Genomic DNA, 14,081 nt, shown 5'->3' with positions numbered 1-14,081 from the left:
CACCTTTTAAATCAATAAACTCATTATTATGCGGCGGCGTCCGTCAGACGCTTTTCACGGTTCAAGGTTTGCAACGCCGAGACATCGACGATCAAGGCCACGCTGCCGTCGCCCAGAATGGTCGCGGCGGAGATGCCCGGCACTTTGCGGTAGTTGCTTTCCAGGTTCTTCACCACCACCTGATGCTGGCCAATCAGTTGATCTACCAGCAACGCATAGCGGCGGCCGGCGCTTTGCAGGATCACCACGATGCCCTGCGTGGCGTCGGTTTTGGCGCCGTCCACTTCGAATACCCGATACAGCTCCACCAGCGGCAGGTATTCGCCGCGCACCTGCAGCACGCGTTCGCCCCCGGCCAACGGATGCAGATCTTCCGCCTGCGGCTGCAGCGATTCCATCACCGCGTTCAGCGGCAGGATAAAGACTTCGTCGTTCACCTTGACCGACATGCCGTCGAGGATCGCCAGCGTCAGCGGCAACAGGATGCGGATGGTGGTGCCTTTACCGGCCTGCGAACGGATCTCGACGTGGCCCCCCATCTCCTGAATATTCCTTTTCACCACGTCCATGCCGACGCCGCGGCCGGAAACGTCGGTCACCTGTTCGGCGGTAGAGAAGCCCGGCGCAAAGATCAGCATGCCGACCTCTTCGTCGCTCATGCTGTCGCTGACCGCCAGCCCTTGCGAAGCCGCCTTGGCGAGAATTTTTTCGCGGTTCAGGCCGGCGCCGTCGTCGATGACTTCAATACAAATGTTGCCGCCCTGGTGTTCGGCCGACAGCACCAGATTGCCCACCGCCGACTTGCCGGCGGCGATGCGGGTGGCCGGCTCTTCGATGCCGTGATCGAGGCTGTTGCGCACCAGGTGGGTCAACGGATCGATAATGCGTTCGATCAGGCTCTTGTCCAGTTCGGTGGAACTGCCTTGCAGCGTCAACTCCACCTGCTTGTTCAGCTTGCCGGCCAGATCGCGCACCAGGCGCGGATAGCGGCTGAAGACGTATTCCATCGGCATCATGCGGATCGACATCACCGACTCCTGCAGATCGCGCGCGTTACGCTCCAGCTGGCTCATGCTGTTCAGCAGATCGCCGTGGTTCACCGGATCGAGCGTGCCGGAGCGTTGCGCCAGCATCGACTGGGTGATCACCAGCTCGCCCACCAGGTTGATCAGCTGATCCACCTTTTCCACCGCCACGCGAATGCTGGTGGACTCGCTCGCCTTGGCGCGCGCTTTTGGCGCTTCGGCCGCTGCGGCGGCCGGTTTGGCGGCAGGCGGCGCGGCGTTCGCGACCGCCGCAGGCGCAGGCTCCGGCACGTCGACCGCTTCCGGTAAGCTCGCTTCTGCGATGGCCGGTTCGCTCTGGGGCGGCGTCGAGAAGCTGATTTGTTCCGGTTCCAGCACGAAGCACAACACGGCGCTGATGTCGTCTTCGCTGGCGGAGGTGAGCAACGTCACGTCCAGACTGTGTTCCGTTTGATGCGGATCTTTAACCTCGCCGAGGTTGCCCAGCTCTTCCAACATCAAGGGGATTTCACTGGCTTTCAGCCCGTTCAGGCTGATGCGCATGCCGCCCTCGATCGCCGCCGGCGCGGCCGATGGCTTAACGACAGGCTGCTGAACGGCCGGTTGAGCCGCAGGCGCCTCCTGCTGCTGTTGCGCTTCCAACGCCAGCTGGCGCAGCGCCTGACAAATGTATTCAAAGCTTTCAGCGTCAGGCTGTTGCGAGGTTTTATAGGCGTCCAGTTGCTCCTGCATAATGTCTTTGGTTTCCAGAAACAGGTTGATAATCTCGGTGCTCAGGCTCATTTCCTGGCGTCTTGCACCGTCCAGCAGGTTCTCCAGCAGGTGGGTGGTTTCCTGCAGCACCGAAAAACCAAAGGTCGCCGCGCCGCCCTTGATCGAATGCGCCGCGCGGAAGATGGCGTTCAACGGCTCGATATCGGGGGCCAGCGGATCCAGCTCCAGCAGGTGTTGCTCCATGTCGGCCAGCAACTCGTCTGCCTCATCAAAGAAGGTCTGATAAAAATCGCTAATGTCCATGCTCACGGGGTCACCTCTGGCTGTGAGTCGCGGTTAGTCGGTGCGGGTGCGGAAGCCGGTTGTTCCGGCGCCTGATCGGCCGGTGCTATCGCCGGGGATGCCTGCGGTGGAGCGCTTGGCGTTGGCGCCACCGGTTCCGGGGCTGTCGCCGAGGGTTCCGGCGTTTGGCTGGCCGGTGCGGTCGCCGACGGCGCCAGCTGCTTCAGACTGTCCGGTTGGGCGATATCCAGCGCGTTGCTTTCGGCATTTTCGTGCTCGATGCCCTCTTGCGTTTGCTTGTTCAGCACCAACACGGTGATGCGTCGGTTAATCGCGTCATCGGCGCCATGCTGTTTCAGGCTCATGGTGGCCGCCATGCCCACCACCCGCAGCACCTTGCCTTCCGCCAGGCCGCCGGCGATCAGCTCGCGTCGGGAGGCGTTGGCGCGATCGGCCGACAGTTCCCAGTTGCTGTAGCCGCGCTCGCCGGTAGCGTAAGGGATATCATCGGTGTGACCGGACAGGCTGATCTTGTTCGGCAAGTCGTTGAGGATCGGCGCTATCGCCCGCAGAATATCGCGCATATAGCTCTCGACCTGCGCGCTGCCGGTTTTGAACATCGGCCGGTTTTGGCTATCGATAATCTGAATGCGCAACCCCTCGTCCATCATGTTGATCAGCAGATGCGGGCGCAGCGCCTTCAGGCGCGGATCGGACTCAATCAACTCATCCAGCTTTTCGCGCAGCTTGTTCAGGCGCAGCTCTTCGGCGCGCGCGTCCGGCGAATCGACCTGTTTTCTCACCAGGCCGTGCTGCTGCGTGGGATCGTCGCCGCCGCCCGGGATTGGGCTGCTCTCGGAGCTGCTCTTGTCGCCGCTGGTCAGGGCGACCTTGAGCGGCGTACGGAAATATTCGGCGATTTGCGTCAGCTCCTGCGGGCTGGCGATCGCCAGCAGCCACATCACCAGGAAGAACGCCATCATCGCCGTCATAAAGTCGGCATAAGCGATCTTCCAGGAGCCGCCGTGATGAGCGGCATGATGCGATTTGCGCTTTCTGACCAGAACGACCGGATGATTCTGTTTCATGCTTCTTCTTCTTCCGTCGCCTGCTGCGCCGGCGCTTTCACGCGGCGCACGTGTTCTTCCAGCTCAACGAAAGAAGGACGTTCGGTGGTATACAGCGTTTTGCGGCCAAACTCGACTGCGATCTGCGGCGCGTAACCGTTCAGACTCGACAACAGCGTGACCTTGATGCATTGCATCATCTTGACGTTTTCGGCGCTCTTCTGGCGCAGCAACGTCGCCAGCGGCGAGATGAAGCCGTAGGCCAACAAAATGCCGAGGAAAGTACCGACCATGGCGTTAGCGATCAGCGCGCCCAGTTCAGCGGCCGGACGGTCAGCCGAAGCCAGGGCGTGCACCACCCCCATCACCGCCGCGACGATGCCGAACGCCGGCAAGGAGTCGCCCACCATCGCCAGACTGCCGGCGGGCACTTCGCTTTCCTGCTCGTAGGTTTCGATCTCTTCGTCCATCAGCGCTTCGATCTCGAACGCATTCATATTGCCGCTCACCATCAGCCGTAAATAGTCGGTAATGAACTCCACCAGGGTGTTATCGGCAAGGATGCGCGGATAATTAGAGAAAATTTCACTTTCTTGCGGATTATCGATATCGAACTCGAGCGACAGCATGCCCTGCTGACGCGATTTGGCCAGCAGACGGAACAGCAACGCCATCAGATCCATATACAGATCTTTGTTGTATTTGGAACGGCGCATCAGGCGCGGCAGGGCGCGCAGCGTGGCTTTGATCGCTTTGCCGTTGTTGCCGACGATGAAAGCGCCGACCCCCGCCCCGCCGATAATCAGAAACTCCGCCGGCTGATATAGCGCACCGAGATGACCGCCCACGATCAGGTAGCCGCCAAACACCGCGCCCAATACCACGAGATAACCCAAAATAACTAGCACACGCATTCCTTAAATTAACAATGTGGATGGAAGGTGGGGCAAACGCGCCCTGGCGCGACAGACCAGGCTGCATGTCTGGGGGCGGCATGCCGCCCCTGCGTATCACACGTCGGTATTCATTGCCGAGAGCCGGCAATGTGGCGGCTCAAATGGCGCGTTTGACCTGCTCGTCCAGCAGTTGAGGAATAATATCGGCCAGTTGCGGCGAAAGTTTACGTCTTTTTACGGCGCGGGATGGGGGTTGGCATAAACTGCAGATGAAACCATTCAGCGGCTGGTGCGCGTGGGTGATAAATGCGCCGCCGCAGCAGCTGCAGGCGGAAAGCTGCAACATGCCGCTATCGACGAAGCGCACCAGCGTCCAGGCACGGGTCAGCGCCAGCAACGGCGCCTCGCCGGCCTGCTGCGGACACTGCTCGAGATAGAGGCGATAGGCTTTGATCACCGCCTCCACTCCGCTGCACTGCCCGCTTTTCATCAAAAACAGGTAAGCGTTGTAAAACATCGACGAGTGAATATTTTGTTCCCAGGTCATAAACCAGTCGGTTGAGAACGGTAACATTCCTTTTGGCGGCGGGCTGCCGCGTAACTCCTTGTAAAGTTTAATCAAGCGCCCGCGGCTAAGCTGGGTTTCACTCTCCAGCATCTGCAATCGGGCTCCCAGCGAAATCAGCTCCATGGCGAGCTGAATGTCCTTGGCTTCTTGAACGATACTTTTCTCAACCATCATCAGGCTCTTTTCTTCGTCGGGCTAGCGTCTTTACTCGATAGCTCTTGCAGTAAATGGCTTGATAGCAAAATGCCGGTATGGATTTGTTGCAGATCGTCGACGCGCGACTCTTTGGTCAGGCGCTCGATGGTCTGGCTTTCGTTAAAGCGGAAGTGGCAAACCAGCTGGTTGGTCTCGGCCAGTTTAACCATTTGCGGCAAAGTCAGCTGCGCCAGCGCATCGGCCATGGTTTCATCAATACCCAGGCGAAACATTGCGGACGCTTTTTCATCGTTGATCAAACGCTGTGCTAAAAGTAAATATGACAGATTGATGTCATAAATATGCTTAAGTAATTCAGACGTACCCATATTCCCCATCCCGACAGACTATGTTTAAAAACATACGCTGGGTGATAAATTTTATCGCCCGTGACTTGGGTTGTTTCCCAAAGTTGGCAAATTAATCTCTCAAAAACGACTGCTATAATTTTCGACAATCGCTAAATTCGACCACTGTTCAGTATTTGCTACGAGCGTAAACCAACGTGTATGGATGTACAGCATTCTGCTTCGATAGTGTTTAGTCACCATGAAACTATTTTTACAAATTTAATAAGATTATTCCTAAAGCAGCGCAACTCTACCCCTGAACCATTAGCACACACAATGTAAGTGAGAGGCAATTTTAAATACAATGTGACATGGATCACAAAAATAAAAAATAATTAAGCCAAATACACCCAAATACGTTCATTTATTGACCGCCAATTTGCTCATAAAACAGCCATAGGTAAAAAAACGTCTTAAAAACAATGTTTATCCGCCAAAAAATTATCTTTTTTAGATCAATTCGAACAAAAGCATCACCAAACCAAAATAACAGAACAAAAATCTGCATATAGGCAACAAACTCAGTATAAATAACCATTTGAGTTACTAAAAAATATCCAAGCTGAAAAATAACCAATGTAAACTATAAGGTTATTAGCTATCGGATTTGACTTAAGCCCTCCGCCTGAGGCTGTTCTAATTTTCAACATCAGGTGATTATGGCTTATCAATGATTCGCAGGCGTAGTGAACAAGCTAACAGACGTAACGATATGTTTCCGTATTAGCACGATGCAAGAATGCTTTTTTTGAGTTAAATTTCCCCAAAACGTTATATCGGCGGCAATTCATAAAACTTTAATGCTTTTTATTTCTTTTTCTGACGCCGAGATAATTCCCCCTCACCCCACAGATTATTTACATGGCTTTGGCTTTCATCACTTCATTGTCATAAAATAAAACGCAGTTTTGTTTTACTGTTGATATTTCGTCATCGAAAAAACGGTTTTTCAACGCAGGCAGCGGCGACAAACACCGCCCAATGGCGCGACGGCGCCACGGCCGGGTGAAAAAATCACCGCAAAAGAGGCCCGGCACGGCACCGCGCGCTGGTGCACAGCGCGAATGACGACGCGTCGGCCGTCAACCGCCCTGAGACTTTCCCTATTTCTCCATTAATCAGCAGGCTGAGATTGCTGACGGCGCACTGGCATATTATGATTTATCAAAGCGCCGCTACGGGCGGCGTGACATCATTACCCAGTGCAATTTATCTAATTGAAATGATTTTTGTCAGGTCGTACATCGCTGCCTCGACGGCGTCGCCGTGAGTCGCCATGTGTTATTCACCCGGCTTTAACTATTAACAGGCTATATTTTAATCATGACCGATACGCTCGAATATCTGCTGACATTTCGTAAATGCTCCTCTTTGGACAGCCTGGAGAAGGTGTACGACAAACTGAACTACTCCATTGAAAACGATACGGAAATGAGCAATATGTACCGTGCCGCCGACCACCGTCGCGCCGAGCTGGTTGCCGGTAAATTGTTCGATCTGGGCAAGGTGCCGAAAACGCTGTGGGCACAGGTGCTTTAATTCAGTGAAATTACGTGCGGCAACGGTTTTATCTTTTATTGCTATATAACCGGGGCAAATTCAGCTTTTATTGCCGCGCGTGATATGAAACACATTTATTAGGCTCACCAGGTTCTACCCTTTATCCGACGCAGTGCTTCCACCAAGGCCGCCGATGCGGCAGCCTGAAACACGATGGATACAACAAGGAGTCGGATATGGGGTATCAAAACGTTCTGGTCACCGTCGCCGTTGCCCCTGACAGCCACCGCCTGGTGGAAAAGGCCGTCTCCATCGTTCGCCCTTACGGCGGCAGCATCACCCTGTTAAGCACCCTCGCCAATCCGGAAATGTACAATAATTTCGCCGGGCCGATGCTGGGCGATTTGCGCTCGCTGATGGAAGAGGAAACCCGGCTGTTTATGGAAGAACTGCGCCAACGCGCCGGCTACCCTATCGCCGATACGCTGATCGTGCATGGCGAGCTGGGTGACAGCCTGGCATTCGCCAGCCGCCGTCAGCCGTTCGACCTGCTGCTCTGCGGCAATCACCGCGACAGCATGATGAACAAAGTCTCCTGTTCCGCCGCCCGCTTTATCAATATCAGTCATATCGACGTGCTGATCGTTCCGCTCTGAGCTAAGCACATTCGGTCACGTCCCCTTAGCGCCCCTGGACTAGGCTTAACGGACCTTGTTTGCCGCAACACAAAGGAGCTTTCGATGTCCCCTTCTCAACAGAACCGCCGCTTCCTGCTGGCCTCGCGTCCGCACGGCGAACCGACGGCGGCGAACTTCCGTCTCGATACCGTCCCCGCACCGCAACCCGGTGCCGGCCAACTGCTGCTGCGCACCGTCTATCTGTCGTTGGATCCTTATATGCGCGGACGCATGAGCGATGCCCCCTCCTATGCGCCGCCGGTGGAGATCGGTCAGGTGATGGTGGGCGGTACGGTATCGCGCGTGGCGGCCTCACAGCATCCCGATTTCAACGTCGGCGATTGGGTGTTGGGATATGACGGCTGGCAGGAATATGCGCTGTCCGACGGCAGCGGCCTGCGCAACCTCGGTCCGCATTTGCCGCACCCTTCCCGCCTGCTGGGCGTGCTCGGCATGCCGGGATTTACCGCATACATGGGGCTGCTCGACATCGGCCAACCGCAGGCGGGTGAAACGCTGGTGGTGGCCGCCGCCAGCGGTGCGGTTGGTTCGGTGGTCGGCCAAATCGGCAAACTGAAAGGCTGCCGCGTCGTCGGCGTCGCCGGCGGTGCGGAAAAATGCCGCTATGTGGTGGAAGAGTTGGGTTTCGACGCCTGTATCGATCACCGCGCCCCAGACTTTGCCGAACGGTTGGCCGCTGTCTGCCCACAGGGTATCGACATCTATTACGAGAATGTCGGCGGGGCGGTGTTCGACGCCGTACTGCCGCTGTTGAACACCAAAGCGCGCATTCCGGTATGCGGCATCATCGCCCATTACAATGCCACCGGATTACCCGCGGGGCCGGACCGCTTGCCGCTGCTGGAGGGGCTGATCCTGCGCAAACGCATCCGCATGCAGGGCTTTATCATCTTTGACGACTACGGCGCTCGCTTTGACGAGTTCTTGCAACAAATGAGCAGTTGGGTCGAACAGGGGAAAATCAAGTTCCGCGAAGACATCGTCGACGGGCTGGAGCAGGCGCCGCAGGCGTTTATCGGCCTGCTGCAGGGCAAAAATTTCGGCAAACTGGTGATCCGCGTCGCCGACGAATAACCCGCAGCAGGGCGTGGTACGCCACGCCCTGCTTTTAATGTACGGCTAATGTACGGCACCATCGCCGAATCGCACATCTTCCTCTACCGTCAGCGTCACCTGCACGACAGTGCGCACCGCTGCCACCATCGTCACCAGCGCCATGCTCGGCTTGCCCGGGTGCGCTGCCGCCAGTTCATGGCTGTACGGAATATGCACGAACCCGCCCTTGACCCGCGAATGATGCGTCTCCAGATAGTGACGCAGACCATAAAAAATATGGTTGCAGTTGTAGGTGCCTGCCGTATAAGAGACCGCCGCGGGGATCCCCTGCCGGCGCAGTTGCTGCACCGCGGCCTTGACGGGCAGCGTACTGAAATAGCCCACCGGCCCGCCGGCCACCACCGGCACGTCAATCGGCTGTTTACCGGCATTGTCGGGAATGCGGGCATCGATCAGATTGATGGCCACCCGTTCCAGGGATATCTCGGCTCGGCCGCCGGCCAGCCCCAGACAAATCACCGCCAGCGGCTGCAATGCCTCAATCGCCGCGATCAACTGCTGATTGGCCACGCCCAATACGCAGGGCAGCTCGAGCACCACAATCTCCGCGCCGGCAATATGTTCACCGGCCAACGCCTGCGCAATCTGCCAGGAAGGATTCACCGCATCACCATCGAACGGCTCAATGCCGGTGATCAAGACTTTGTTCATCATTTCCCCTGATTGAAGGCTAAATTCGTGTACTTCCAGCCTAAAGAACGCAGTATGATTCTGGAAATGGATTATCTTTATATAGGGTATTCATAAAATGAATTTATCCAGCGTCGATCTCAACTTGCTGGTGGTGTTTGAGGCGTTGTATCAGACGCGCAACGTCACCGCCGCAGGCCGGCGTCTTAACCGCGCGCAACCTTCCGTCAGCAATGCATTGGCACGGCTGCGCATTCTTCTGAACGATCCGCTGTTTATTCGCAGCGGCGGCGCCATGGCGCCCACGCCGCGCGCCCACCAGCTGATGCCGCAAATACAGCGGGTGCTTGAACAGATCCATCTGGCGTTGGCGCCCCCTGCCCGTTTCGACCCGGCCACCGCCGGGCAGCGGCGTTTTACGCTGGCGGCCGGCGACTATGCCGATATCTTGCTGCTGCCCGCCATCATCAGTCGATTGCGTCAGACTGCACCCGGCATCGATATTCGCGTTTCGCGCCTGGATCGCCACAATATTTACCGGCAGCTGGATCGCGGCGAGGTGGATATCGCGCTGGGAGGGCACCTTTCCGGTGCGGAAAGCCACTATGTGCGCACGTTGTTTGAAGAACATCTGGTGTGTATCGCCAGCCGTTCACACCCACAGCTGGCGGACGGCCGCTGGGATCTGGCGCGCTACCTCAGCCTGCCGCATGGGCTGTACGCACCGGCAGACGACGGCTCTGCCAGAGGGTTGGTCGACCGCCGCCTGGCGGAAATCGGCGGCCAACGGCGCGTTGCCGTGACCTTTTCACACATTGCCGCTCTGCCGACCGTGGTCGCCGACAGCGATCTGATCGCCACGCTGGCCGCCAGCGCGGCCCGGCATTTTTCCGATCCGCAACGCGTACGCATTCTCCCGCTGCCTGACGAGTTGGCCATCGCGCCTTTCCCCATTGAGCTGATCGCCGGCCGGCAGGCGCAACGCGACCCGGCTTTAATCTGGCTCTGCGAGCTGATCGGTCAACTCTCCTTCGCCTCCTCTCCACGCTAACGGCGGCATTCGCTGCATTTTCAACCGTTCAAACGCATGTTCCCAGGCCCGTCGGCGGGCCCTGGGACGCCCACCAAATAGGAATCATCCGAATTAACATTCGCCAAATTTATATATTTGATCATCTTTAACTGGCAAATGGTAAGGATAAAAAACAGTCAGTGACTTTTTTTACGTAAAAAAAGAGTTGTTTTATAAGCACGTTGACTTATGTGTTACACATTTATTTTTTGGTATGACCAATTACCCAATAATTTGAGATAAAAAATGATCTACCCGCATCCATATGTTTTAAATGATAAAAAACAAGATCGTGAGCAAGTTAACGAATTGAGCATTGATCCACAAGGCTATTTTGCAAATGCAGTGCTCTATTGTAGACTGCACAAATCGTGCCTTTGTGTAAACTTTGTTAAATCTTTCGTCAGTTCCTGTCTCCATTCGTGACAGATACGCCATCGGGATCGCGCGTCAATTCTCGTGCGGTAGCTATGCCTAAACCGGGGAATAGTATGGATCGTCTTATCATTGCGCACACGCCTTTGCCCGCCCATCAGCTGTTGTTCAGAAGCCTTTCCGGTGAGGAAAAACTGGCCGGCCTGTTCGAATTCGACGTCGAGCTGCTCAGCCCCGACAATCGGCTCGATCTGAAAGCGCTGCTGGGACAAAAAATCACGCTGGAGCTGCGGGGCAATCCGTTGGCGCCGCGTTATCTCAACGGCAATATCACGCGCATGACCCTCTCCGGACGAGAAGCCGGCGGCAACCGTTACTATATCTACCGCGCCGTGCTGCGCCCCACGCTGTGGTATCTGACGCAAAACCGCGATTTTCGCATCTACCAGGAAAAGACCGTTCCCGACATCCTGACTCAGGTGCTGGGGCAGTATCAGGTGAAAATCGATAACCGCCTGAGTTACGACTACCGCATCTGGGGGTACTGCGTGCAGTACCAGGAGAGCGATTTCGATTTCATTAGCCGTCTGATGGAACACGAAGGCATCTATTACTATTTCACGCACCAGCAAGACGGCCATACGCTGGTGCTGGCTGACGCGCCGGCGGCGCATCAGGAACTCGCCGGCTACGCCAGCATTCCCTACCAGCTCGCGGAAGGCGGCCTGGTGGAAAACAAAGACAGCATCAATAGCTGGAGCGTTTCTGACGCCATCACGCCCAGCCTGTATAGCCTGGATGACTACGATTTTCGCAAGCCGCGCGCGCGGTTGCTGGAAGCCCGGCAAAATCCCGCCTCGTTCGCGCAGGACAAAGCCGAGGTGTTCGACTGGCCCGGCCGTTATACCGATCACGCCCATGGCCAGTTTTACGTCAAGGTTCGCCAACAAGAGTTCGAAGCGCAGCATGAGCAGATGAGCGGCGAAGGCAATTCGCAGGGCATTGCGCCCGGCTACCGTTTTCAACTGACCCAGGCGCCGCGTATGGAAGACAACCGCGCCTACCTGGTGGTCAGCGCGCATTACTTCATGCAGGAAAACAGCTACGCCAGCAACGATAACGACGTCGGCGAGCAGCGAACCGAATTTCAGGTCGTTCCGGCGGACATCAATTGGCGCCCGGCGCGCACCACGCCCTGGCCGAAAACCCATGGCCCGCAAACTGCCGAAGTGGTGGGCCCGGAAGGCGAAAGCATCTGGACCGATAAATATGGCCGGGTGAAACTCAAGTTCCGTTGGGATCGCCACGGCAGCGGCAACGAAACCAGCTCCTGCTGGGTGCGCGTCTCCAGCGCCTGGGCCGGCTGGAAATACGGCGGGATCCAGATCCCGCGCGTCGGTGAGGAAGTGGTGGTCGACTTTATCAACGGCGATCCGGATCGCCCTATCATCACCGGCCGCGTTTACAACGAAGACAGCATGCCACCGTGGGATCTGCCCGGCGACGCCACCAAAATGGGCTTTATGAGCCGCAGTAAAGGCGGCGGCGCCGACAATGCCAGCTTCCTGTTCCTGGAAGATGCGCCCGGCAACGAATCTTTCGACATGCACGCCGAACGCAACATGAACATGACGGTGGAAAACGACAAGAACGTCAATATTGACGGCAGTCGCACCACCATCATCGGTCGCCAGCAGGACGACACCGTCACCGGCGACGCCACGTTCCTGTACAAAGCGAAACGCACCACGACGGTCAATGGGCTGGAAACCGCCAACCTGAACGCTCATCAGACGGTGAACATCAAAGGCGGCCGCGACCTGACGATTATCGACGGCGGCGATAAAATCGACATCACCGGCAATCAGTCCTTCAAGCTCGACGGCGCGCAGACGCAAAACATTACGCAAACCCAGCATGTCACGGTCAAAGGCAACCAGACCCTCGACATTACCGAGGGGCAACAAACCAGCACCATCAAACAAGGGCAAACGGTCAACATCACTTCCGGCGGGCAGCACACCACCATCTCCGCCGGCGGGCAGGAATTGACGATTAAAGGCGGCGGCCAAATCGCCACCGTAACCGGGAATGTCACCGAGACCTACAAAAACGATCAGAGCACAACGATCACCGGCACGCTGACCATCAAAGCGAAAACGATCAATATCACCAGCAGCGACGGCGTATCGGTGCAAACACCGAGCTGGAAAGACAACTGCCACGGCTTGAAATGGGTGGCGACCGGGGCCAACTTCGCCTTTTACGGTTCAAATCTTGCGTTGACAGGGGCCAGCCTGAAACACACGATGCTCGATATTTCGCACAACCCGCTGTCGATCAGCAAAACCAATTTCAAGCTCAGTAATGATCCCATGACGTTCACACAGCTTGGCGCGCTGGTGACCAACGGTGCCTTACGATTGAGCACCAAGGCGCTGGCGATCTTCTTGTAAAGGGACACCCATGTCGAAGGCCAAAAATGTTTTCACCGTTATCGGTTTGATTTTATTGGCTCCCATTCTCAGCCTGGTGGGCTTTTTCAAATTCATCACGGTCGATATCTGGGGTTATTTCAAACATATCGGTTCTTCCCTCAGCGTGATGGAGAACGGTATTTCCGCCTCAGGGCAAATCGTCAGCATTCGCCAGACCAACCTGTGGGACGGGAATCGGCCGGTCTGCGAAGTCGAAGTCAAGTACATCGCCCAAGACGGGAAAAACCGTACGGCCGTGGCGAAAGGCCCGATCAGCGTCGTGGATCTGCCGCGTTATCAGCCGGGCCATTTCATCGCGATAAAGTACGATCCGAAGAATCCCAAAAAAGCGGTGATCGAAGAGCTTTCCCGGCTTTGAGCGAAAAGCATCCCTTCAATCACGCGATCCGAAACGGCTTATCGTTCATCAGTTCGCGAAATAACCTTGCATAAGGAAGTGTCACGATGGGCACGTTCATTGCCTTTTCGACGCAGGACAGCCTCTGGGGACAAATCCTGTTTACCTTCTTTGGCATCCTGGTTGGCTGCGTATTGCTCGCTGCGATCGGCAAAACCTTCTTGTCGGCCAACCGAGCGGCCACGTTGCCTTTGCGGCTGCTGATCTTTGTCGCGCTGATGCTGGCGCTCCTGAAATACAACCAGCAGGTGATGTCTGCGGTGAATGCCCCCGCAGAACTGATCGGATTGCTGATTTTTCCCGGCTTTTTGATGAGTTACCTGGGTGCGGCGCCCACCGGCCGCCTGGCGCTGGCGATAGAGCTGCCCTGTTTTGCGGCGCTCGCCGCGCTGCTGATCCTGGGCACCGCCGACGTCGGCTTCTTTGCGCCCTATCACCTGGAGAGCGCCGGCCAATTGATCGCCAAGGCGATCGCCGCGGCGTTGTCCGTGGCGGCCGTGCTGCTGGCTCGTGGAATAAGCGGAAAGGACAACGCACTGTCCTCTTGATCATCCATTTCGAAGCGGGGCGCTCCCCGCATTGGCGATCGGCTCTGAACGCCGCATCGTTTTCTTCATCTGTTGTGACATAGCCTGATATCTATTAAACCGAAAAACGGATTGTTTTTGAGCAAGCAGCCTGGCTGCCGGCTGATATCC

Annotated in this window: 13 protein-coding genes; 7 read left to right on the top strand and 6 right to left on the bottom strand. The window is 56.4% G+C overall.

The window, feature by feature from the left end; genetic code table 11:
* Positions 1-26 precede the first annotated feature (26 nt).
* The 5 genes from cheA to flhD all read right to left on the bottom strand — a co-directional run bounded on the left by cheA (position 27) and on the right by flhD (position 5,076).
* On the bottom strand, positions 27-2,048 hold the full coding sequence (cheA, locus tag ACJ8KE_RS03020; RefSeq protein WP_016927284.1) for a chemotaxis protein CheA: 2,022 nt from the start codon (positions 2,046-2,048) through the stop codon (positions 27-29).
* Positions 2,045-3,109: a flagellar motor protein MotB gene (gene motB / locus ACJ8KE_RS03015; RefSeq protein WP_016927283.1), complete on the bottom strand. Its 1,065-nt coding sequence runs from the start codon at positions 3,107-3,109 to the stop codon at positions 2,045-2,047. The genes cheA and motB overlap by 4 nt, the downstream gene beginning before the upstream one ends.
* Entirely contained in the window at positions 3,106-3,996 is an 891-nt protein-coding gene (gene motA / locus ACJ8KE_RS03010) for a flagellar motor stator protein MotA (RefSeq protein ID WP_015378266.1), read from the bottom strand. The genes motB and motA overlap by 4 nt, the downstream gene beginning before the upstream one ends.
* Positions 3,997-4,141: 145 nt before the next feature.
* Positions 4,142-4,726 carry a flagellar transcriptional regulator FlhC gene (gene flhC / locus ACJ8KE_RS03005; RefSeq protein WP_016927281.1) on the bottom strand — a complete coding sequence of 195 codons (585 nt, stop codon included), beginning with the start codon at positions 4,724-4,726 and terminating at the stop codon, positions 4,142-4,144.
* Positions 4,726-5,076: a flagellar transcriptional regulator FlhD gene (flhD, locus tag ACJ8KE_RS03000; RefSeq protein ID WP_004934891.1), complete on the bottom strand. Its 351-nt coding sequence runs from the start codon at positions 5,074-5,076 to the stop codon at positions 4,726-4,728. The genes flhC and flhD overlap by 1 nt, the downstream gene beginning before the upstream one ends.
* Positions 5,077-6,420: 1,344 nt before the next feature.
* Between flhD and ydgT the strand changes: the two genes are divergently transcribed.
* The 3 genes from ydgT (at position 6,421) to ACJ8KE_RS02985 (ending at position 8,369) form a co-directional block, all read left to right on the top strand.
* Positions 6,421-6,636: a transcription modulator YdgT gene (gene ydgT, locus ACJ8KE_RS02995; protein WP_004934895.1), complete on the top strand. Its 216-nt coding sequence runs from the start codon at positions 6,421-6,423 to the stop codon at positions 6,634-6,636.
* Between the two features lie 197 nt (positions 6,637-6,833).
* Entirely contained in the window at positions 6,834-7,253 is a 420-nt protein-coding gene (gene uspC / locus ACJ8KE_RS02990; RefSeq protein WP_016927278.1) for a universal stress protein UspC, read from the top strand.
* Positions 7,254-7,337: 84 nt separating this feature from the next.
* Entirely contained in the window at positions 7,338-8,369 is a 1,032-nt protein-coding gene (locus tag ACJ8KE_RS02985) for an NADP-dependent oxidoreductase (protein ID WP_016927277.1), read from the top strand.
* Positions 8,370-8,414: 45 nt separating this feature from the next.
* Here the strand turns inward: ACJ8KE_RS02985 and pcp are convergent, their stop codons facing one another.
* A complete protein-coding gene (gene pcp, locus ACJ8KE_RS02980) occupies positions 8,415-9,062 on the bottom strand; it encodes a pyroglutamyl-peptidase I (protein WP_442517275.1) in 648 nt (215 codons plus the stop codon).
* A 97-nt stretch (positions 9,063-9,159) separates the two neighbouring features.
* Here pcp and ACJ8KE_RS02975 point away from each other — a divergent pair, with 97 nt between their 5' ends.
* The 4 genes from ACJ8KE_RS02975 (at position 9,160) to ACJ8KE_RS02960 (ending at position 13,931) form a co-directional block, all read left to right on the top strand.
* Complete coding sequence (locus tag ACJ8KE_RS02975) at positions 9,160-10,092, top strand: LysR family transcriptional regulator (RefSeq protein ID WP_016927275.1); 933 nt, start codon at positions 9,160-9,162, stop codon at positions 10,090-10,092.
* Between the two features lie 512 nt (positions 10,093-10,604).
* Positions 10,605-12,944 carry a type VI secretion system Vgr family protein gene (locus tag ACJ8KE_RS02970; RefSeq protein ID WP_442517088.1) on the top strand — a complete coding sequence of 780 codons (2,340 nt, stop codon included), beginning with the start codon at positions 10,605-10,607 and terminating at the stop codon, positions 12,942-12,944.
* 10 nt (positions 12,945-12,954) lie between these two features.
* Positions 12,955-13,344, top strand: a complete 390-nt coding sequence (locus ACJ8KE_RS02965) for a DUF3592 domain-containing protein (RefSeq protein ID WP_016927272.1) — start codon at positions 12,955-12,957, stop codon at positions 13,342-13,344.
* Positions 13,345-13,430: 86 nt separating this feature from the next.
* On the top strand, positions 13,431-13,931 hold the full coding sequence (locus ACJ8KE_RS02960) for a hypothetical protein (RefSeq protein WP_016927271.1): 501 nt from the start codon (positions 13,431-13,433) through the stop codon (positions 13,929-13,931).
* Positions 13,932-14,081 lie beyond the last annotated feature (150 nt).

This window comes from Serratia sp. CY56464, assembly GCF_052168435.1.
GTDB lineage: Bacteria > Pseudomonadota > Gammaproteobacteria > Enterobacterales > Enterobacteriaceae > Serratia > Serratia marcescens.
Note: the sequence above shows the minus strand (reverse complement) of the source record. Positions and strands in the feature narration are given on the sequence as shown.